Annotated in this window: 18 protein-coding genes; 13 read left to right on the forward strand and 5 right to left on the reverse strand. The window is 70.9% G+C overall.

Features of this window, described 5'->3' with window-relative positions; translation table 11 throughout:
* Positions 1 to 55 precede the first annotated feature (55 nt).
* Positions 56 to 1,441, reverse strand: a complete 1,386-nt coding sequence (locus ACZ4VF_RS36570) for a cation:dicarboxylate symporter family transporter (RefSeq protein ID WP_467931461.1) — start codon at positions 1,439 to 1,441, stop codon at positions 56 to 58.
* Positions 1,442 to 1,595: 154 nt separating this feature from the next.
* Between ACZ4VF_RS36570 and ACZ4VF_RS36575 the strand changes: the two genes are divergently transcribed.
* Complete coding sequence (locus ACZ4VF_RS36575) at positions 1,596 to 3,224, forward strand: ATP-binding protein (protein ID WP_467931462.1); 1,629 nt, start codon at positions 1,596 to 1,598, stop codon at positions 3,222 to 3,224.
* Positions 3,221 to 3,916 (forward strand): response regulator, encoded by a 696-nt coding sequence (locus ACZ4VF_RS36580; protein WP_467931463.1) that lies wholly within the window; start codon positions 3,221 to 3,223, stop codon positions 3,914 to 3,916. Before ACZ4VF_RS36575 ends, ACZ4VF_RS36580 begins: the two co-directional genes overlap by 4 nt.
* Here the strand turns inward: ACZ4VF_RS36580 and ACZ4VF_RS36585 are convergent.
* Together ACZ4VF_RS36585 and ACZ4VF_RS36590 are read right to left on the reverse strand one after the other, a co-directional pair.
* Complete coding sequence (locus ACZ4VF_RS36585) at positions 3,798 to 5,972, reverse strand: tetratricopeptide repeat protein (protein ID WP_467931464.1); 2,175 nt, start codon at positions 5,970 to 5,972, stop codon at positions 3,798 to 3,800. The genes ACZ4VF_RS36580 and ACZ4VF_RS36585 overlap by 119 nt on opposite strands.
* Entirely contained in the window at positions 5,969 to 6,526 is a 558-nt protein-coding gene (locus ACZ4VF_RS36590) for a hypothetical protein (protein ID WP_467931466.1), read from the reverse strand. Before ACZ4VF_RS36590 ends, ACZ4VF_RS36585 begins: the two co-directional genes overlap by 4 nt.
* A 27-nt stretch (positions 6,527 to 6,553) precedes the next feature.
* Between ACZ4VF_RS36590 and ACZ4VF_RS36595 the strand changes: the two genes are divergently transcribed.
* Positions 6,554 to 7,405 carry a 5'-methylthioadenosine/S-adenosylhomocysteine nucleosidase family protein gene (locus tag ACZ4VF_RS36595; RefSeq protein ID WP_467931467.1) on the forward strand — a complete coding sequence of 284 codons (852 nt, stop codon included), beginning with the start codon at positions 6,554 to 6,556 and terminating at the stop codon, positions 7,403 to 7,405.
* Between the two features lie 145 nt (positions 7,406 to 7,550).
* Entirely contained in the window at positions 7,551 to 9,476 is a 1,926-nt protein-coding gene (locus ACZ4VF_RS36600; protein WP_467931538.1) for a tetratricopeptide repeat protein, read from the forward strand.
* Positions 9,477 to 9,485: 9 nt separating this feature from the next.
* Here ACZ4VF_RS36600 and ACZ4VF_RS36605 read toward each other — a convergent pair whose 3' ends face one another.
* On the reverse strand, positions 9,486 to 9,986 hold the full coding sequence (locus ACZ4VF_RS36605; RefSeq protein WP_467931468.1) for an ATP-binding protein: 501 nt from the start codon (positions 9,984 to 9,986) through the stop codon (positions 9,486 to 9,488).
* A gap of 291 nt (positions 9,987 to 10,277) precedes the next feature.
* Here ACZ4VF_RS36605 and ACZ4VF_RS36610 point away from each other — a divergent pair, with 291 nt between their 5' ends.
* From ACZ4VF_RS36610 to ACZ4VF_RS36635, 6 genes are all read left to right on the forward strand, one after another.
* A complete protein-coding gene (locus ACZ4VF_RS36610) occupies positions 10,278 to 11,135 on the forward strand; it encodes a helix-turn-helix domain-containing protein (RefSeq protein ID WP_467931470.1) in 858 nt (285 codons plus the stop codon).
* A gap of 16 nt (positions 11,136 to 11,151) precedes the next feature.
* Positions 11,152 to 11,343, forward strand: a complete 192-nt coding sequence (locus ACZ4VF_RS36615) for a hypothetical protein (RefSeq protein ID WP_467931471.1) — start codon at positions 11,152 to 11,154, stop codon at positions 11,341 to 11,343.
* Positions 11,344 to 11,451: 108 nt separating this feature from the next.
* On the forward strand, positions 11,452 to 12,822 hold the full coding sequence (locus ACZ4VF_RS36620) for an extracellular solute-binding protein (protein WP_467931472.1): 1,371 nt from the start codon (positions 11,452 to 11,454) through the stop codon (positions 12,820 to 12,822).
* A complete protein-coding gene (locus tag ACZ4VF_RS36625) occupies positions 12,819 to 13,691 on the forward strand; it encodes a carbohydrate ABC transporter permease (RefSeq protein ID WP_467931474.1) in 873 nt (290 codons plus the stop codon). Before ACZ4VF_RS36620 ends, ACZ4VF_RS36625 begins: the two co-directional genes overlap by 4 nt.
* Complete coding sequence (locus ACZ4VF_RS36630) at positions 13,691 to 14,518, forward strand: carbohydrate ABC transporter permease (protein WP_467931475.1); 828 nt, start codon at positions 13,691 to 13,693, stop codon at positions 14,516 to 14,518. Before ACZ4VF_RS36625 ends, ACZ4VF_RS36630 begins: the two co-directional genes overlap by 1 nt.
* 139 nt (positions 14,519 to 14,657) lie before the next feature.
* Complete coding sequence (locus ACZ4VF_RS36635; protein ID WP_467931476.1) at positions 14,658 to 15,344, forward strand: helix-turn-helix domain-containing protein; 687 nt, start codon at positions 14,658 to 14,660, stop codon at positions 15,342 to 15,344.
* Between the two features lie 21 nt (positions 15,345 to 15,365).
* Here the strand turns inward: ACZ4VF_RS36635 and ACZ4VF_RS36640 are convergent, their stop codons facing one another.
* Positions 15,366 to 16,391 carry an ATP-dependent 6-phosphofructokinase gene (locus tag ACZ4VF_RS36640; protein ID WP_467931478.1) on the reverse strand — a complete coding sequence of 342 codons (1,026 nt, stop codon included), beginning with the start codon at positions 16,389 to 16,391 and terminating at the stop codon, positions 15,366 to 15,368.
* 201 nt (positions 16,392 to 16,592) lie between these two features.
* Here ACZ4VF_RS36640 and pta point away from each other — a divergent pair, with 201 nt between their 5' ends.
* The 3 genes from pta (at position 16,593) to pyk (ending at position 21,433) form a co-directional block, all read left to right on the forward strand.
* On the forward strand, positions 16,593 to 18,713 hold the full coding sequence (gene pta / locus ACZ4VF_RS36645) for a phosphate acetyltransferase (protein ID WP_467931479.1): 2,121 nt from the start codon (positions 16,593 to 16,595) through the stop codon (positions 18,711 to 18,713).
* Positions 18,710 to 19,921, forward strand: coding sequence for an acetate kinase (locus ACZ4VF_RS36650; protein WP_467931480.1), 1,212 nt, complete (start codon positions 18,710 to 18,712; stop codon positions 19,919 to 19,921). Before pta ends, ACZ4VF_RS36650 begins: the two co-directional genes overlap by 4 nt.
* 84 nt (positions 19,922 to 20,005) lie before the next feature.
* Positions 20,006 to 21,433, forward strand: a complete 1,428-nt coding sequence (pyk, locus tag ACZ4VF_RS36655; RefSeq protein ID WP_467931482.1) for a pyruvate kinase — start codon at positions 20,006 to 20,008, stop codon at positions 21,431 to 21,433.
* Positions 21,434 to 21,446: the final 13 nt, after the last annotated feature.

A 21,446-nucleotide genomic window follows, 5' to 3' on the forward strand; every position in this document is an offset into this window, starting at 1 on the left:
ACCGGACGCCCGGCCCGGGTTCAGGCGGGGCCGGACGTCCGGAGCTCACGGTGGCTCAGGCCCTGGCGAGTTCCTTCTCGCCCTCCCGGGCCTCGGGAGCCTCGTCCACCGCCGGACGGCTCTCGTCCAGCAGCGTGGTCTCGTCGAACGGCAGCTCCCCGGCCAGCACGCTGCGCACCCGGGCCTTGTCGATCTCCTTGGTCCACGTGCCCACCAGCACCGTCGCCACCGCGTTGCCCGCGAAGTTCGTCAGGGCCCGTGCCTCGCTCATGAACCGGTCGATGCCGACGATCAGACCGACGCCGTCGACCAGCGCGGGCTTGTGCGACTGGAGACCGCCGGCCAGGGTGGCGAGCCCCGCGCCGCTGACGCCGGCCGCGCCCTTGGACGCCAGCAGCAGGAAGAGCAGCAGCGGGATCTGCTCGCCGACCGACATCGGCGTGCCCAGCGCGTCCGCGATGTACAGCGACGCCATGGTCATGTAGATCATCGTGCCGTCGAGGTTGAAGGAGTACCCGGTCGGCACCGTGATGCCGACGACCGGCCGGCTGACGCCCAGGTGCTCCATCTTCGCGATCAGGCGGGGCAGCGCGGACTCCGACGACGAGGTCGACAGGATCAGCAGGAACTCCCGGCCGAGGTACTTGAAGAGGGAGAAGACGTTGAGACCCGCGGCGATGCGGAGCAGTGCGCCGAGGACGACGAAGACGAACAGGAAGCAGGTGACGTAGAAGCCGAGCATCAGCACGGCGAGACTCCTGAGCGCGTCGATGCCGGCCGAGCCGACCACCGCCGCGATGGCGCCGAACGCACCGACCGGCGCGGCCCACATCACCATGGACAGGATGCGGAACACCAGCCGCTGGATGTGCTCGATGCCGCGCAGCACCGGCTGTCCGGCGGAGCCCATGGCCTGGAGCGCGAACCCGGCGAGCAGGGCCACCAGCAGCGTCTGGAGCACCTGGCCCTGGGTGAAGGCGGACACGAACGTGGTCGGGATGATCGAGAGCACGAAGTCGACGGGCGGCAGCGCGTCGGCGGACACCTGGTCGTGCCCGGTGGCCTTGAGGGCGTTGGTGAGGTGCAGCCCGTCCCCGGGGTGCAGCACGTTCCCGACGACGAGGCCGATGGCGAGCGCGACGAGCGACATCACGAGGAAGTAGCCGAGGGCGATCCCGCCGACGGCACCGACCTTGGCGGCCTTCCGTACGGAACCGATACCGAGCACGATCGTGCAGAAGATGATCGGCGAGATCATCATCTTGATCAGGTTCACGAACCCGGTGCCCAGCGGCTTCAGCTCCACCGCCGCGTCGGGCCAGATGAGACCCACGGCGATGCCGAGCGCGACCGCCACGATGACGGCGATGTACAGGTAATGGGTCCGGTCCCGCTTGGCGCGGGGTGCGGCAGGTGCCGTGTCGGCAGTGCTGGCGGCCACGACTGCCCTCCTTGACGTCTTCGTCGGCGAACAACCGGCGTGCGGCTCACGTCCGGGCGTTGTTGGGGAATGCCGTGACTATCTCCCGCCCTGTGAAGCCGGTCACCCTTCCGTTCATTTAGTTCACACTCGGCCGGAGAGGCACACTGCTGACATGCGCGTCCCCGCCCTCCCCCGACCCCGCAGCCTGGCCGGCCAGCTGTTCGCCATGCAGGCCGTGCTCATCGCGGTGGTCGTGGCCGGGTACGCGCTCTTCACCTACGTCAGCGACCAGCGGCAGGCCGAGGACTCCGCCGCCCGGCAGGCCACGGCGGTGGCCCGGTCGATCGCCGACTCCCCCTCGGTCCGCGCGGCGATCCGCACCCCCGACCCCACGGCCCGGCTGGAACCGTACGCCCTCCAGGTCGTACGGGACGCGAACGTCGACTTCGTCACGATCATGAACCCGTCCGGCATCCGCTGGACCCACCCCGACCCGGACCAGATCGGCAAGCGCTTCCTCGGCAACATCGGCCCCGCCCTGCACGGCCGCACCTTCACCGAGACCTACACCGGCACGCTCGGCCCGTCCGTCCGCGCGGTGACCCCCGTCACCGACCACGGCCGGACCGTCGGCCTGGTCAGCGCCGGCATCAAGGTGGAGACGATCAGCGCCCGGGCCCAGGACCAGCTCACGGCCCTGCTCGGGGTGGCCGCCGTGGCCCTGCTGCTGGGGGCGGTCGGCACGTACGTGATCAACGCCCGGCTGCGCCGCCACACCCACGGCATGAACGCCACCGAGCTGAGCCGCATGCACGACTACCACCAGGCGGCGCTGCACGCGGTCCGGGAAGGGCTGCTGATGCTGGACGGCCGGTACCGGGTGGCATTGATCAACGACGGCGGCCGGGAGCTCCTGGGCGTCGGCCCGGAGGAGGAGACGATCGGCCGCTCGGTCGCCGACCTCGGCCTGCCGGCCCCGCTGACGGGCGCCCTGCTCTCCTCCGAGCCCCGGGTGGACGAGGTGCACCTGACGGCGTCCCGGGTCCTGGTGGTGAACACGTCCCCGGTGTCGGGAGGCGAACGCCGGGGCACGGTCGCCACCCTCCGCGACGTCACCGAGCTCCAGTCCCTCATGGGCGAGCTGGACTCCGAGCGGGGCTTCACCCAGGCCCTGCGCTCCCAGGCGCACGAGGCCGCGAACCGCCTCCACACGGTGGTCTCCCTGATCGAGCTGGGCCGGGCCGAGGAGGCGGTGGAGTTCGCCACGGCCGAGCTGGAGCTGGCGCAGGCCCTGACCGACCAGGTGGTGGCGGCGGTGAGCGAGCCGGTACTGGCCGCGCTGCTGCTCGGCAAGACCGCCCAGGCGAACGAGCGGGGCGTGGAGCTGGTGGTCTCGCCGGACAGCCGCCTGGACGACGGCGTACTGCCCCACGACCTGTCCGCCCGCGACCTGGTGACGATCCTCGGCAACCTGATCGACAACGCGGTGGACGCGGCACAGGGCAGCGCCCGCGCCCGGGTGACCGTGACGGCGTACGCCACGGCCGCCGAGGTGGTGCTGCGCGTCTCGGACACCGGTCCGGGGCTCGACCCGGCCCATGCCGACCTGGTATTCCAGCGGGGGTTCTCCACCAAGCCGGCCGGACCGGGCGGGCGGGGACTCGGGCTGGCCCTGGTCCGGCAGGCGGTGACCCGCCACGGGGGCACGTTGACGGTGACGGAGTCCGGTGAGGACGGCGAGGCGGGAGCGGTGTTCGAGGTGCGGTTGCCGTTGCGCGCGTCGGCGGGCGGCGGCGGATGACGAGCGGGCAGCAGCCGATCCGCGTCCTGGTGGTCGAGGACGACCCGGTGGCCGCCGACGCGCACATGATGTACGTCGGCAGGGTCCCGGGCTTCGTCGCGGTCGGAAAGGCGCACACGGGAGCGGAGGCACGCCGCATCCTGGACCGCACGGCGGTGGACCTGCTCCTGCTGGACCTCCACCTGCCGGATGTGCACGGCCTGCAGCTGGCCCGGTCGCTACGGGCCGCCGGTCACCACGCCGACGTGATAGCGGTGACCTCGGCGCGGGACCTGGCGGTGGTGCGGGAAGGCGTCTCCCTGGGCGTCGTCCAGTACGTCCTCAAACCCTTCACGTTCGCGACGCTGAGGGACCGGCTGGTGCGGTACGCCGAGTTCCACGCGGCGGTGGGCGAGGCGAGCGGGCAGGACGAGGTGGACCGCGCACTGGCGGCGTTGCGGGCACCCTCGCCGGCCGCCCTGCCGAAGGGGCTCAGCGGGCCGACGCTGGAACGGGTGACGGCCGCGCTGCGGGAGGGAGCCACGGAGGGGCTCACGGCGGCCGGGGTGGCCGAGGCGGTGGGGATCTCGCGGATCACCGCACGGCGGTATCTGGAGCATCTGGTGGATGCGGGGAGGGCGGGGCGGCGTCCGTTGTACGGGCAGGTGGGGAGGCCGGAGCTGGTGTATCGGTGGGTTTCTCAGGGGCGGTGAGGGCTTTGGCGCGGGCTCGGGCTCGGGCGGCTTCAGCCGGGGCATTGGCACGGGTGTAGGCGTCGGCGGCCCGCAGGTAGTGGGTGTGGGCTTCGGCTGGGCGATAGGTCTCCTTGTACTCGAGTGCCAGGTTTTCGAGGGTCTGCCCGGCTCCATACCAGTCCTCGAACTCCTGCCGGATGGCCAGAGCCTTGCCGTAGGCCTCCTTGGCGTCGTCCGTCTGCCCCAGCTCCGACAGCAAGACGCCGAGGTTGTTCCACGCCGACGCCGCGCTGTGGCGGTCGCCGAGATTCTCGTGCAGATCGCACGAGCGGACGAAGGCTTCCATGGCCTCTTCGAGACGGTTCGCCTCGTGCAGGGTGTTGCCGAGGTTGTTCCACACCCTGGCCTCCCCGGCCCGGTCCCCGAGCTCCTGATGCAGCTCGCGTGATCGAAGGTAGGCATCGATGGCCTCCTCGAACCGGTTCGCCTCGTGCAGGGCGTACCCGAGGTTGTTCCACACCTTGGCCTCCCCGGCCCGGTCGCCGAGGCCCTGATTCAGCTCGCGTGAACGAACGTGGGCGTCGATGGCCGCTTCCACGTCGCCGGACTCCCGCAGGGCAAGACCGAGATTGTTCCACGCCATGGCCTGCCCCACTCGGTCACCGGCGCGGTGCGCAGCCTCCTGAGCGAATCTCCCGACCGTCACCAGGTCATCGCGGTACCGCCGCCATTTGAGGTAGTAGTGCAGGGGCAGGGCCAGCCGCCAGGCTGTGTCCGCGTACTGTTCCTCCCGCCCCCACTGCACTGCAGCCACCAGACCCGCGCGTTCCCTGTCCAGCCAGGCCAGTGCCTCGGCCCGGGTCGCGAAGCGCATCGGCTCCAGCCTGCCCGGAAACCACCTCAACCGATCGTCGGCCGCGTCGACCGACCGGTAGTAGTGCACGAGCAGCCGCTGCCGAGCCTCTGCGGCCCCCACCGCAACACCCACGCCGAAGGCCCGCACCAGGTCGTGCATGCGCCAGCACCCCCGGCTGTTCCCCCGCTCCACCAGATGCGCCCTCGCCAGAGCCCTGAGGTCCCGGAGCGGAGCCTCCTCCACCCCGGCCAGCACGGCAGCCACCTCCTCACTCACCTCCGGCCCCGGCGCAAGGGCGACCAGGCTCAGCAGACGCGCCCGGTCGGCCGGGAGCCGCCGATACGAGAGGTCGAACGCGGCACGCACACTGCGGTCGCCGTCATCGAGCGCGGCGAGCCGGTCGTACGACGTGCCCAGTTCCTCGGCGAGTTCCGCCACCGACTTACCGGGATCCTCCGCCAACAAGGCCACCGCGATCTGAAGAGCCAGCGGCAGGTACCCGCACAACTCCGCCAGTCGCGCCGCCGCGGCCGCCTCCTCCACGACCCGGTCGTCATCCGGATCGGCGATCCTCAGGGCTCGATCGAGCAGTTCGTACGCCGCCGCGGGCGTCAGCTGATCCAGCGGCACCAGCCGTGCTCCCAGTTGAGGCAACCGGTCCCGGGAAGTGACCAACACCCGATGCCGCCGCCCACCCCCCGGCAGCAACAACCGCACCTGCTCCGGCGACGACGCGTTGTCGGCGAGGATCAGCACCGCCGCCCGCTCGGCCAGCACCGACCGGTACAGCGCGGCCCGTTCGTCCGCCGTGGCCGGAATGTGCTCCGGCTCCACTCCGAGCGCCCGCAGCAGGGACTGCAACGCCTGGTCGGCAGTCACCGGCACGTCGTCGTAGCCGTGCAGATCCACGAAGAGCACACCGCCCGGGAACCACCCGGTCTCCCGCGCCGCGTACGCCGCCTGCACCGCCAGTGCCGTCTTGCCGATGCCGCCAAGCCCCGAGACGGCGGTGACGAGGACGGCCTGCTCCTGCCCTGAGCCCGCGGGGTCCAGGGCGGCACACAGCCGGGCCAGCTCCTCGTCCCGGCCGGTGAACCCCGCGGCCGGCGGCGGCAGCGCGTCCAAGGCCGTGGGCGCCGGCGCCTGCTGCCGGTACTCCGCCTTCCCAATGACGGGCCCACGGAAGTCCCCGCCCCGGAAGTCGACGACATCGCTCACCCGGCCCCGCCCCCCACCCCGAACGGCACGGCGTACTGCACGACGCACACCCCCAGCCCCACGACCGTGACCGCCTCCAGCACGGACACCACCACCAGCCCGGCCGAGAGGTCACCCCCCGCCCAGTACACGACGAGCGCGCTCAACGGCACGACGCAGAAGGCCAGCAGGTCCACCACGCACTGCACGACCTTGCGGGAGACGCGCCGGGCGTCCCCCCGGTGCGTGGTCTCCCAGCGGAACACCTCGTCCCCCTCGGCCTGTGCCAGCGCAGCCAGCCGGGGTCCCAGCTCACCCCGGACGTACGCCCCGATCGCGGAGATCTTCTGGTCGTTGACCAGATACGTCCAGCCGAGCACGACGCACACCGGCGGCAGCGCGAGCAGCATCGCCGTCTGCCTGGCCTGCGCCGCGGCGGCGATGACGGCGGCCACGACGGTCAGGGTGACGTACAGCAGGTTGTCCCGGAACCCGATCCGTGTCTTCTGCTCGTCCTTGACGGTCTGGTACTCGGTGAGCAGCAACTGCCCCACGGTGACGTCTCGTTCCGGCACGCGAACCCCTTCCCCCGGCAGTACCTTATGAGTGTGCCGGAGACTCGACCCACCGTTCTGGTCCTGACCGCGCTCCCGCTGGAGTACGCGGCCGTACGGACGTACATCGAGGACCGCGAGGAACGGTCCCACCCCGACAACGGGACCTTCGTGGAGGTGGGCCGCCTGCGCGGTACGTCGTGGCGGGTGGCCGCCGCCGAGCTGGGCGAGGGCTCTCGCAGCACCGCCGCGCTCACCTCCTCCCTCATAGGCTGGCTGCGCCCCCGGGCGGTCCTCTTCGTCGGCGTGGCCGGCGGTCTCAAGGAGGACATCGGCCTGGGGGACGTGGTGGTGGGCACGAAGGTGTACGGCATCCACGGGGGCAAGGTCACCCCCGAGGGGCTGCTGGACCGGCCCGACGCCTGGCACGGCTCCCACGCCCTGCTCTCGGCCGCACGTGCCGCCGTACGGGACATGCCCGACGTACGGGCGCACTTCAAGCCGATCGCCACGGGAGACGTGGTGCTCGCCGACGCGGAGTCCGAGGTCGCCCGGCGCGTCCGCGAGCGGTACAACGACGCCGTCGCGTTCGAGATGGAGGGCTTGGGGGTGGCGCACGCGGCCCACCTGGAGGGCCGGGACGCCCTGGTCATCCGTGGCATCAGCGACCACGCCGACGCGGGGAAGGCGGCGGCCGACAAGGGCGGCTCGCAGGAGCGGGCGGCGGCTCAGGCCGCCGCCGTCGCGGTGGCGGTCCTGCACAAGTACCGCCGTGGGGGCGCGGGTTCCGGCGACTCCGAGGAGGGGCCCCAAGCACGCCACGGGGACGGCGACCACATCGACTTCCGGGGCGGGACCTTCTTCGGGACGGTCATCGGCAAGCAGGTCGGAGGCCGGTAAGGGCACGGTCCACGGCCCGGTCCCGCGCGCGACCTCCACCCTGCCGCCCCGCCCCCTCGGCTTCACCGGCCGCTCGGCGGAGCTGGACCGCCTGCTCCCCCATCTCGCACCCGGTGAAGACGGCGAGGCCGCTCCCCCGCTCCTCATCTTCGCCGTCACCGGCATGGGTGGCATCGGCAAGACGGCGCTAGCGGTGGAGGCGGCGCATCGGGCCTGCACGCAGGGCTGGTTCCCGGGCGGGACGCTCTTCGTGGACCTGCGCGGGTACGACGACGACCCGGTCACGGCGGATCAGGCAGTGCTGGCGCTGCTCGACGCGCTCGGCGTACGGGAACAGGATCTGCCGCCGACGACCGAGCGCCAGTACGACGCCTACCGTGCGCTCCTCGCCGAACGGCGGGACCGAATGCTGCTGATCCTGGACAACGCGTCGGACCCGTCCCAGTACGTGCCGCTGCTGCCCGGTACGGACCGGCACCGGGTGCTCATCACCTCCCGGGACCGTCCCGACGCCCTTCCCGTACGCCTGATCGACCTTGAGACGCTCGATCCCGAAGACTCGGTCGCCCTGGTGACCCGTGCCCTGCACGGCACCGACGAACGTGACGACCGCCCCGTACGGGAACCCTCTGCACTGCGTGCACTGACGGACCTCTGTGGCCACCTCCCCCTGGCGCTGCAGATCGCGGCCGGCATGCTGCGCCGGCGCCGCCATCGGGACATCTCGTCCGTGGTGACCGAGATTCGGGACGCCGGAGATGCGACCGCGGTCCTCGACCACGGCAGTCCTGGACCAGACCTGTACGGGCGCTCGCTCGTCCTGCGCCCGGTACTGGAGACCTCATATCGCCGGTTGCCGCCGGATCAGGCTCGCCTGCTACGTCTGCTCTGCCTGGCTCCGGGCGCGGAGACCGGGACGGAGGCGGTCGCGGCTCTCGCGGGCCTCGACACGGAGACCGTGCTGTCGCTGCTGGAGGACCTGGCCGCCACCCATCTCGTCGCGCCGGTACGAGGCGGGGCGGCCTCCGCAGTGCGGTGGCGGTTGCACGACTTGGTGCGGGGGTTCGGGGCCCGTGTGGTGACGGGGGACGCGGGGTTGCGGGAGGAGGCGGAGGCAGCGCGGGAACGGGTGCTGGACTTCTACTGGCGGTGGGCGGATGCGGCCGACGACCGGTTGCGGTGGCTGCCGGGGATGGAGGAGCCGGAACGGTTCGCGGAGCGGGGCCAGGCTTTGGCGTGGCTGGACGGGGAGCGGGCGGGTCTGGTGGCTGCGGTGGAGTGGGGGCGGGAGGAGCGGTTCGCGAACGCGGCGGTGAGGCTGGCCCAGTGTCTGGGGGAGTACCTGCTCTGGCGGCGGTACTTCGACGACTGGATCACAGTGGCGGAGGTGGCACGGAAGGCCGCCCGCCTCAGGGGGGACCAGCTGGGCGAGGCCATTGCGTGGCACAGCCTCGGCATCGCCCTGCGGGAGTCGGGCCGAGCGGAAGAGGCCATCGACGCCCACACACGGGCCCGCGACCTGTTCCAGGCCGCCGAGAAACCCCGCGATGAAGCCAGCGCATGGAACAACCTCGGCCTCGCCCTGGTGAGGGCGGCCCGGGTGGAAGAGGCCATCGACGCCCACACACGGGCCCGCGACCTGTTCCAGGCCGCCGAGAAACCCCGCGATGAAGCCAGCGCATGGAACAACCTCGGCCTCGCCCTGGTGAGGGCGGCCCGGGTGGAAGAGGCGATCGACGCCCACACACGGGCCCTCGGCCTGTACCAGACCGTCGGGAACGGCCACGGCGAGGCCATGGGGTGGAACAACCTCGGCATCGCATTGCGGGAGGCGGGTCGGGTGGAAGAGGCGATCAAGGCGTACGTCAAGTCCCTCGGATGCCGTCAGGAGTTCGAGGACTGGTACGGCGACGGATTGACCTTCCACAACCTGGCCCTCGCCCACCAGAGCGCCCACCGCCCCGCCGAAGCCCGCTCCGCCTACCTCCAGGCCGCCGACGCCTTCACCCGCGCCAACGCCCCCGACCGAGCCGCCCAGGCCCGCGCCCGCGCCGCCGAACTACCGGACTGACACCTCGCCTCACCCCGCCCCCGCATACCCCCGAGCCCCCCGCCAGGGCACCACCGCCCACATCCGCGTGCCGCCCCCGGGCTCCCGCGCCTCCCCGAACCCCCAGTCCCCCTCACACGCCCGCACCACGCACCCGAGCACCCGCAGCGCCGCCCGCCTCCGGGTGTCGCAGGCCGCCGCCAGCCGGGGGTGGGAGTGCCGGGGGTGTCCGTCGTAGACGATGACGCGTACGTCGCCGTCCCGGTACCGCAGGGACACGTACACCTCACTGTCGGGTGTGAACTTCCAGGCGCATGCGGTCAGTTCGCCGACCACCTGAGCCACCGCGTCCGTCATGTCGGCCAGGGCGTGCGTCCGCAGGACCACTTCGGCGGCGGCACGGGCGACGCGGGGACTGGTCGGCCCGGCGGGCAGCGTGAGGCTGTAGGCGAGCGCGGCGGGGGACGGCGGCGGTGTCCGCGGCTCGTCGGTGGAGAGCGGGCAGGCCGAGACGGTGACCCGTGCGGACACGGCGACTCCTTCAACAGGTACAGGTGGGTGTGGTTCCGAATGAGCCGATGACTCGACCGGCGGCCGGTGGCTTGTCTCCCTGGCACGGGTCCGCCCCTCCCAGGGGAGGAGAACGCGGGCAGCTCGCGCGATGCGCTTCCGACGGCGCCGTTCCGTAAGCGACTCATCACCAACTGTAGAGACTGAGGTGGCACACGTGCCACCTACTCCTGCTTATTGCCTCCCTCGAATTGGACCAGCACTCCCGTGCAGTGCAGACTGACTCCGACTTGCCGGGGAGAAAGGGCACTGATGCCGACAAGGCCCGCACCGACGGAACGGCAGAAACGCCTGGGCGCAGAACTACGCCGGATGCGGCTCGCGGCCGGGCGGACGACGGAGTACGCCGCCGGGCTGCTGGGACTGGACCGCACGAAGGTGTCCAACATGGAGTCGGGAGTCCGCGCCACCTCACCGGAGCGGATCCGGATACTCGCCAGCAACTACGAGTGCGCGGACGAGGCGTACGTAGAGGCGCTGGCCGCCATGGCTGACACGCGTCAGAAGGGCTGGTGGCAGCAGTTCAGAGGCGCTCTCCCGCAAGGCCTCCTGGACGTCGCCGAGTTGGAGTGGTTCGCCACACGGCTGCGGAGCTATCAGACCGTACACATCCCGGGGCTGCTGCAACTCTCCGAGTACGCCCGCGCCATCTTCACCGCCGCGCTCCCGCCGCTGCCCTCCTCAGAGGTGGAGCTCCGTGTCGTACAACGCCTGCGGCGGCAACAGGTGCTCGACCGCGAGCAGCCGACGCCCGTCGACTACGTCGCGTACGTGCACGAGTGGGCCCTGCGCATGCAGTTCGGCGGGCGTCGCGCCATGCGCGAGCAGCTCCTGCACGTCTGCGCGGTCTCCGAGCGCCCCAACGTCGAGATCCGCGTGCTCCCCGTGGAGGCCGGCGCCTTCCCCGGCGCAGGACACGCGGTGCTCTACGCCCACGGAGCCGTTCCCCAGCTCGACACCGTACAGCTGGACTCGGCCCACGGCGGCGAGTTCACTCACTCCGATGCCCAACTCGCCAAATATCGAGCGCACATGGACTGGTGGCACGCCCACACGCTGAGTCCCGACGACTCACGGGACCTCATCCACGCCATCGCCCGCGAACTCTGATCCCGGAGAGACACCCATGGCCGACATCACCTGGGAAGAACCCTTCTGCGCCGAAGGCAACAACTGCTTCCGCATAGGCACCGACCCCCAAGGCAACGCCTACATCGCCGTGGCCGGTCAGGAGGACCGCCCCCTCACCGACTCCCGCGAAGCCCTCCGCGCCCTCATCCGCGGGATCAAGGCCGGCGAGGCGGACCACCTCCTGTAGCCCACCGGTGGCCAATACCGCGCACGCGCATTGACCTGACTAGACCACTCCTCTTACCTTCACACGGCAGCAATCTCCGCGCCCACCCCCACGTGCGCTCAGGAGGTCATGCCCGTGCGCCCCACCGCCGCCCCCCTCGTCACCGCCCTCGCCCTCGCCGCCACCGCCCTCACCGCCTGCGGTGGCGGATCCGGCAGCGACCCGGACACGGTCAAGGTGTCGTACAAGCAGTCCACCGACAACTCGGTCAAGGTGATGGACACCTACCTCGCCGGGATCAAGAAGCAGTTCGAGCACGAACACCCCGGCAAGAAGGTGCGGTTCGTGCCGATCAAGGCGCCGGACGCCGAGTACTACACCAAGCTCCAGCAGATGCTGCGCTCGCCGCGCACCGCGCCGGACCTGGTCTACGAGGACACGTTCCTCATCAACTCCGACATCACCAGCGGGTACCTGAAGCCGCTCGACCCGTACCTCGCCAAGTGGCGGGACTGGGGGCAGTTCATCGGCACCGCGAAGGCGGCGGCCAGAGGCGAGGACGGGAAGACGTACGGCGTTCCGGACGGGACCGACACCCGCGGACTCTGGTTCGACAGGCGGGTGTTCCGGAAAGCGGGGCTGCCCGCCGACTGGCAGCCGAAGACCTGGGACGACGTCCTCGCCGCCGCCCGCACCATCAAGCGCAAGGTCCCCGGCGTCGTCCCGTTCAACGTCTACACCGGCAAACCCGCCGGTGAACGGGCGACCATGCAGGGCTTCGAGATGCTCCTGTACGGCACCGGCGACGGCACGCACGATCCGCTCTACGACAGCGGAAGCAAGAAGTGGATCACGGGGTCGCAGGCCTTCAAGGACTCCCTCCGCTTCGTCGAGACCGTCTACAGGGACAAGCTCGGCCCCGACGTCTCCGACGCCCTCGACCCGAACTTCAACACCACCGTCAACGGGGAGCTGCTCCCCGAGGGGAAGCTCGGCATCGCCCTCGACGGCTCCTGGCTGCCGCAGGCCTGGCTGCCGGGAAGCGGGCACGAGTGGCCGGACTGGTCCGAGCAGCTGGGGCTCGCCGCCATGCCGACCCGGCACGGGCAGGCGCCGGGCAAGGTGAGCATGTCCGGCGGCTGGACCTGGTCCATCCCCGCCAAGGCGGGCAATGCCGACCTCGCCTTCCAGTTCGTCCGGACGATGCAGACGAAGGACAACGCCCGGAAGTGGTACATCGCCAACTCCGGGATCGCCGTACGGAAGGACGTCGCCGCCGATCCGGCCTACGCCCGCGCCCAGCCCGGCATCAGATTCTTCACCGATCTGGTCGCGAGCACGCACTACCGGCCCGCGTTCCCGGCGTACCCCAAGGTGTCGACCGCCGTGCAGGAGGCCATGGAGGCGGTCACGACCGGTGACCTGTCCGTGGAGGACGCGGCGCGCGCGTACGACGCCACGGTCAAGGACGTCACCGGCGGCCAAGTGGTCGAGAAGTGAGGCGCGGACACCGGGGCGCCCGGGCGGTCAGGGCGCTCCCCCTCGCTCCCGCCGTCGTCCTGCTGCTCCTCTTCCTCGCCGGGCCGATCGCCTACTGCGTCTGGATCGCCTTCACCGACCTCCAGCTGACCGGGCAGGCCCACTCCTCCTTCGTCGGCCTCGCCAACTTCCGCCGGGCCTTCCGGGACGACGCCTTCCTGAACGCCGTCCGGCTGACCCTGGTGTTCACGGTGGTGTCCTCGCTGGTCGGGCAGAACACGCTGGGGCTGGCGCTGGCCGTGCTCATGAAGCGTGCCTCGCAACCCGTCCGCACCCTCACCGGCGCCGTCGTCGTCACCGCCTGGGTGCTGCCGGAGGTCGTCGCCGGGTTCCTGCTGTACGCGTTCTTCCGCCGCGAGGGCACCCTGAACGCGGTTCTGGACCTGCTGCACCTGCCGCGGCAGAACTGGCTGTTCACCCTGCCGATCCTCGCCGTGTCGTTCGCCAACGTCTGGCGCGGGACGGCGTTCTCGATGCTCGTGTACTCCGCCGCGCTGGACGAGATCCCCGCCGAGATCGCGGAGGCCGCCGAGGTGGACGGGGCCGGCGGGTGGCGGCGGCTGTGGCACATCACGCTGCCGATGATCCGGCGCTCCATCGGCACCAACCTCATGCTCAACACCCTCCAGACGCTCTCCGTCTTCGGGCTGATCTGGGTGATGACGCGGGGCGGGCCGGGGAACAGGAGCCAGACGCTGCCGCTGTTCATGTACGAACAGGCCTTCCAGAACAGCATGATCGGGTACGCCACCGCGGTCGCCCTGCTCCTGCTGGTCGTCGGCTCGCTGTTCTCCGTGGTCTACCTGCGGCTGCTGCGGACGGAGGTCTGATGGCCGGGACGCGCTCCGTCCGGCGGCTCGCCGCCGACCTGTCGCTGCTGGCCGTGGCCGCCGCCTTCGCTCTGCCGCTGGCCTGGGTGCTGCTGTCGGCCGTGGATCCGCACGCCGGGCTCCGGGTCAGGGTCCCGGACGGCCTCACCCTGGACAACTTCCGGGCGGTCCTGACCCCGGACGTCACCTATACCCCGCTGCTCAACAGCCTGCTCCTGTGCGGGGGCGCCACGGCGCTGACCGTGGGGTGCGCCGCCCTCGCCGCCTATCCCCTGTCCCGGTTCCGGTCCCGGCTGAACCGGCCGTTCCTGCTGACGATCCTGTTCGCGACGAGCCTGCCCGTCACGGCGGTCATGGTGCCGGTGTACGCCCTGTTCGTCCGGGTGAACCTGATCGACACCCTCCAGGGCACGATCCTCTTCTTCGCCGCATCCCAGCTGCCGTTCGCGATCTGGCTGACGAAGAACTTCATGGACGGCGTGCCGAGGGAGCTGGAGGAGGCGGCCTGGACGGACGGGGCCTCAGCGCTGCAGTCCCTGGTGCGGATCGTGCTGCCGCTGATGGGACCGGGGCTCGCGGTGGTGACCGTGTTCTCGTTCGTGATGATGTGGGGGAACTTCTTCGTCCCGTTCATGCTGCTGCTCACCCCGGACCGGATGCCGGCCTCGGTGAGCATCAACGACTTCTTCGGCAACCGGGGCATGGTGGCGTACGGCCAGCTCGCCGCGTTCTCCGTGATCTACTCGACGCCGGTGGTCCTTTTGTACGTTCTGGTGGCACGGCGACTGGGCGGCGGGTTCGCGCTGGGCGGCGCGGTCAAGGGGTGACCGGAAGTAACACCAGGTCACAGGGGGTGACACTGAGTGTCAGCTCGCCGGGTGCGATCAACCCGTACGTTCCGACGATCCGTGATCCTGTCCGAACGGACCGTAGCCATCCCGGCGGGGCGCCCCTAGCTTGTGCCGGGTGCGCCAACCCTCAGCTCCTCCGTTCAACGCCCCGGCGGCCCGCCGGCTGCGCGCCGCGCTCGGCATGGGACCCGAGCACGTCGCCTACGGCCTGCGGGCCTCGTACGGGCTGCCGTACGTCACACCCGATCTGGTGATCGCCTGGGAACGCGGTGTCACCGCCCCGAGCAATCCCGAACTGACCGCCCTCGCGGGCGTGCTGTGGTGTTCCCCGGGCGAACTCCTCGGCCGCCCGCGGACCCTGCGCGAGCACCGCATCGCCCGCGCCGTCGCGCCCGAGGACGTCGCCCACGCCGTCGGCATGGATCTGCGCGCGTACCTGCGGGCGGAGGAGAGCGGGCAGTGGAAGGGGAACGAGCGCCAGTCGGCCGCGCTCGCGCGGATCCTGGACCTCGCCCTGCCCGACTTCGTCGCCGTCACCGGCCGTGAGGCGAAGCTGGCCGAGCTGCTGCACAGCGCGGTGACCACCCGCTGGCAGGCGTACGTGCGGCCGGTGCGGAAACTGGCCCCGGTGGACACGGACGTCCTCGAAGGAGTGCTTCAGGCGCTGCACCAGGACTACCAGGGGCACATGGCCGCCACCCTCAGCTGGGGCGGCGGCAGCAGGAGTGCCAGCCGGTCCGGCCAGGAGTTCCTCGACGGGATCGTGGAGAACTTCTGGGCGGCGGTGGAACAGCGGACCTGAGACGGGTCTGGCCGACGAGTCCTAGAAGACCGACTCGGCCTCGTCCATCCGGTCCTTCGGGACCGTCTTCAGCTCGGTGACCGCCTCGGCGAGCGGCACCATCACGATGTCGGTGCCGCGCAGCGCGGTCATCCTGCCGAACTCCCCGCGGTGCGCGGCCTCGACGGCGTGCCAGCCGAAGCGGGTGGCGAGGACACGGTCGTAGGGGGTGGGGACGCCGCCGCGCTGGACGTGTCCGAGGATGACCGGCTTGGCCTCCTTGCCGAGGCGCCGCTCCAGCTCGTAGGCGAGGGCGGTGCCGATGCCCTGGAAGCGCTCGTGGCCGTACTGGTCGATCTCGCCCTTGCCGTAGTCCATGGTGCCCTCGGCGGGGTGGGCGCCCTCGGCGACGCAGACGACGGCGAACTTCTTGCCGCGGGCGAAGCGCTCCTCGACCATCTTGACCAGGTCGGCGGGATCGAAGGGGCGTTCGGGCAGGCAGATGCCGTGGGCGCCGGCGGCCATGCCGGACTCCAGCGCGATCCAGCCGGCGTGCCGGCCCATGACCTCGACGACCATCACGCGCTGGTGGGACTCGGCGGTGGTCTTCAGGCGGTCCATGGCCTCCGTCGCCACGCCGACGGCGGTGTCGAAGCCGAAGGTGCGGTCGGTGGAGGAGATGTCGTTGTCGATGGTCTTGGGGACGCCGACGACCGGGAGGCCCGCGTCCGAGAGCATGCGGGCCGCGGTCAGGGTGCCCTCGCCGCCGATCGGGATCAGGGCGTCGATGCCGAACTCCTCGACCATGTCGGCCGCGCCCTCGCAGGCCTCGCGCAGCCGGTCCCGCTCCAGCCGGGAGGAGCCGAGGATGGTGCCGCCACGGGCCAGGATGCCGCTGACCGCGTCCAGGTCGAGGGTGCGGTAGTGGCGGTCCAGCAGACCCCGGTAGCCGTCCTCGAAGCCGATGACCTCGTCGCCGTACTGTGCCACCGCCCGGTGCACGACCGACCGGATCACGGCGTTCAGGCCGGGGCAGTCGCCGCCTGCGGTGAGAACTCCGATGCGCATCGTGCTGTGTCTCCTGCTCGCTGTCGTGTACCGGTGAGCCGGTGTCGATTGTTTCACGTCCGCCGGTCAGGTGAAGCCTTGACGGGCGCCTTATCCGTCGGCAGGGGTATTGTCAAGAGGGTTCCACTCACCTCGGTGGGTGATTTTTATGCCGAAGACGCGACAGAAGCGACAGAGCGATATGAGGAACGGAGTGGACACGTGACGCGCAGCGTGTACGTCACCGGGATCGACCGCGGTGACGGCCGCCAGGTCGTGGAGCTGGGGGTCATGGAACTCCTGACGCGGCAGGTCGACCGGGTGGGTGTGTTCCGCCCGCTCGTCCACGACGGCCCCGACCGCCTGTTCGAGCTGCTGCGGTCGCGCTACCGCCTCTCGCAGGACCCGGCGACGGTCTACGGCATGGACTACCACCAGGCCTCCGCGCTCCAGGCCGAGCAGGGCACCGACGAACTGGTCTCCGCCCTGGTCGACCGCTTCCACCTGGTGGCCCGGGACTACGACGTCGTCCTGGTCCTCGGCACCGACTACGCCGGCACCCAGCTGCCGGACGAGCTGTCCCTCAACGCCCGGCTCGCCAACGAGTTCGGCGCCTCCGTGATCCCGGTGGTCGGGGGCCGCAGGCAGTCCGCCGAGTCCGTACTGGCCGAGACCCGCAACGCCTACCGCGCCTACGACGGCCTCGGCTGCGACGTGCTCGCCATGGTCGCCAACCGGGTGGCCCGCGAGGACCGCGACGAGATCGCCGAGCGGCTCGCCAGCCGGCTGCCGGTGCCGACGTACGTCCTTCCCGACGAGCCCGCCCTGTCCGCGCCGACGGTCGCCCAGATCTCCCAGACCCTCGGCGCCAAGGTGCTGCTCGGCGACGACTCCGGGCTCGCCCGGGACGCCCTCGGCTTCGTCTTCGGCGGCGCCATGCTGCCGAACTTCCTGTCCGCCCTGACCCCGGGCTGCCTGGTCGTCACCCCCGGCGACCGCGCCGACCTGGTGGTGGGGTCCCTCGCCGCGCACAGCGCCGGCACCCCGCCGATCGCCGGCGTGCTGCTCACCCTGAACGAGGTGCCGAGCGAGGAGATCCTCACCCTCGCCGCCCGCCTCGCCCCGGGCACACCGGTGATCTCGGTGTCCGGCAACAGCTTCCCCACCGCCGAGCAGCTCTTCTCCATGGAGGGGAAGATGACCGCGGCCACCCCGCGCAAGGCGGAGACCGCGCTCGGCCTGTTCGAGCGGTACACCGACACCGCCGACCTGGCCCGCCGGGTCTCCGCGCCGAGCGGCGACCGGGTCACCCCGATGATGTTCGAGCACAAGCTGCTGGAGCAGGCCCGCGCCGACAAGCGCCGGGTCGTCCTCCCCGAGGGCACCGAGGAACGGGTGCTGCACGCGGCCGAGGTGCTGCTGCGCCGGGGCGTGTGCGACCTGACCCTCCTCGGCCCGGCCGACCGCATCCGCAAGAAGGCCGCCGACCTCGGCATCGACCTCGGCGACAGCCGGCTCATCGACCCGGCCACCTCCGAGCTGCGCGACGCCTTCGCGGAGAAGTACGCGGCGCTGCGCGCCCACAAGGGCGTCACCGTCGAGCTGGCCTACGACGTCGTCTCCGACGTGAACTACTTCGGCACGCTGATGGTCCAGGAGGGCCTGGCCGACGGCATGGTGTCCGGCTCGGTGCACTCCACGGCGGCCACCATCCGGCCCGCCTTCGAGATCATCAAGACCAAGCCCGAGGCGTCCATCGTCTCGTCGGTGTTCTTCATGTGCCTGGCCGACAAGGTCCTGGTCTACGGCGACTGCGCGGTCAACCCGGACCCGAACGCCGAGCAGCTCGCGGACATCGCCGTCCAGTCGGCGACGACGGCCGCGCGGTTCGGCGTGGAGCCGCGGATCGCGATGCTGTCGTACTCCACGGGGACGTCCGGTTCGGGCGCCGACGTGGACAAGGTGCGCGAGGCCACCGAGCTGGTCCGCGCGCGCCGGCCGGACCTGAAGATCGAGGGCCCGATCCAGTACGACGCGGCGGTGGAGCCGTCCATCGCCGCGACCAAGCTGCCCGGCTCCGACGTCGCCGGCCAGGCCACCGTGCTGATCTTCCCCGATCTCAACACCGGCAACAACACCTACAAGGCCGTGCAGCGTTCGGCCGGCGCGATCGCCGTCGGCCCGGTCCTCCAGGGTCTGCGCAAGCCGGTCAACGACCTGTCCCGGGGCGCCCTCGTCCAGGACATCGTCTCCACCGTCGCCATCACGGCGATCCAGGCCCAGAACCCCGCCCCGTCCCCCGGCGGCACCCCGTCCCCCAGCGAGAAGGCGTCCCAGCAGTGACCTCCCCCACCCGTGTCCTCGTCCTCAACTCCGGCTCCTCGTCGGTGAAGTACCAGCTGCTGGACATGCGGGACAGCAGCCGGCTCGCGGTGGGCCTGGTCGAGCGCATCGGCGAGCAGACCTCCAGGCTCAAGCACACCTGCCTCACCAGTGGGGACACCCGGGAGCACACCGGTCCGATCGCCGACCACGACGCCGCCCTCAAGGCGGTCGCCGAGGAGCTGAGCCGGGACGGCCTGGGCCTGGACTCCCCGGAGCTGGCCGCGATCGGCCACCGGGTGGTGCACGGCGGGATGTTCTTCACCGAGCCCACCGTCGTCGACGACGAGGTGCTCACCGAGATCGAGCGGCTGATCCCGGTGGCCCCGCTGCACAACCCGGCCAACCTGACCGGCATCCGCACCGCGCGGGGGCTGCGCCCCGACCTGCCCCAGGTCGCCGTCTTCGACACCGCGTTCCACACGACGATGCCGGAGTCCGCGGCGCGCTACGCGATCGACCCGAGGATCGCCGACCGGCACCGCATCCGCCGCTACGGCTTCCACGGCACCTCGCACGCCTACGTCTCGCGGGAGACCGCGCGGCTGCTGGGCAAGGACCCGGCCGAGGTCAACGTGATCGTGCTGCACCTGGGCAACGGCGCCTCGGCGTCCGCGGTCGAGAAGGGCCGGTGCGTGGACACCTCCATGGGGCTGACGCCTTTGGAGGGGCTCGTGATGGGTACGCGCTCCGGTGATGTGGACCCCGCCGTCATCTTCCATTTGGCCCGGGTTGGCGATATGTCCATGGACGAGATCGACACTCTTCTCAACAAGAGGAGCGGTCTGTTCGGTCTGTGCGGGGACAACGACATGCGGGAGATCCGCCGCCGGATCGACGAGGGCGACGAAGAGGCCGCGCTCGCCTTCGACATTTACATTCACCGGCTCAGGAAGTACATCGGCGCCTATTACGCGGTGCTCGGCACCGTGGACGCGGTGGCCTTCACCGCCGGGGTCGGCGAGAACGCCGCCGAGGTGCGTCAGGCGGCGATCGCGGGCCTGGAGGGGCTGGGCCTGGCGGTGGACCCGGAACGCAACGCCGTGCGCGGCGGCGAACCGCGGCTCATTTCGCCCGAGTCCGCCCGGGTCGCGGTCGCCGTGGTGCCGACGGACGAAGAACTGGAGATCGCGACGCAGACCTACGCACTGGTCGGAAAGAACAACTGAATAGCACCTGAGCGGTGTGGCACTCATTTGTATCTTCCACCAGACGGAATATTCCGTAGCGAAACAAACCGATAGGATCGCTCCATGCGCCGTTCGAAAATCGTCTGTACTCTCGGCCCCGCGGTCGACTCCCACGAGATGCTCGTCGCCATGATCGAGGCGGGCATGAACGTAGCCCGTTTCAACTTCAGCCACGGCACCCACGCCGAGCACCAGGCGCGGTACGACCGCGTCCGGGCCGCCTCCAAGGAGACCGGCCGTCCCATCGGCGTCCTCGCCGACCTGCAGGGCCCGAAGATCCGCCTGGAGACCTTCGCCGAGGGTCCGGTCGAGCTGGAGCGCGGTGACGAGTTCGTCATCACGACCGAGGACGTGCCGGGCGACAAGCACGTCTGCGGTACGACGTACAAGGGGCTGCCGGGCGACGTCTCGCGCGGCGACCAGGTCCTCATCAACGACGGCAACGTCGAGCTGAAGGTCCTGGACGTCGAGGGCCCGCGGGTGCGGACGATCGTCATCGAGGGCGGTGTCGTCTCCGACCACAAGGGCATCAACCTGCCCGGCGCGGCCGTCAACGTGCCCGCGCTGAGCGAGAAGGACGTCGAGGACCTGCGCTTCGCCCTCCGCATGGGCTGCGACATGGTCGCGCTGTCCTTCGTCCGGGACGCCAAGGACGTGCAGGACGTCCACCGCGTGATGGACGAGGAGGGCCGCCGGGTCCCGGTGATCGCCAAGGTGGAGAAGCCGCAGGCGGTCGAGAACATGGAGGACGTCGTCGCGGCGTTCGACGCCGTCATGGTGGCCCGCGGTGACCTCGCCGTCGAGTACCCGCTCGAAAAGGTCCCCATGGTGCAGAAGCGCCTGATCGAGCTGTGCCGGCGCAACGCCAAGCCGGTGATCGTCGCGACCCAGATGATGGAGTCGATGATCACCAACTCCCGCCCGACCCGCGCCGAGGCCTCCGACGTCGCCAACGCGATCCTGGACGGTGCCGACGCGGTCATGCTGTCGGCCGAGTCCAGCGTGGGCGCCTACCCGGTCGAGACGGTCAAGACCATGTCGAAGATCGTCACCGCGGCCGAGCAGGAGCTGCTCTCCAAGGGCCTGCAGCCGCTGGTGCCGGGCAAGAAGCCGCGCACCCAGGGCGGTTCGGTGGCCCGCGCGGCCGCCGAGATCGCCGACTTCCTCGGCGGCAAGGGCCTCATCGCCTTCACGCAGTCCGGTGACACCGCCCGCCGGCTGTCCCGCTACCGCGCGATCCAGCCGATCATCGCGTTCACCACGGACGAGGGCACCCGCAACCAGCTCACCCTCAGCTGGGGCGTGGAGTCGCACGTCGTGCCGTTCGTGAACACCACGGACGAGATGGTCGACCTGGTGGACCAGGAGATCGCCCGGCTCGGCCGCTTCAGCCCGGGCGACACCCTCATCATCACCGCCGGCTCGCCCCCCGGGGTCCCCGGCACCACCAACATGCTCCGCGTCCACCACCTGGGCGGCCAGAGCAGCTGACCCGTTCCGCACG

It is taken from the genome of Streptomyces sp. NPDC029151, assembly GCF_055564315.1.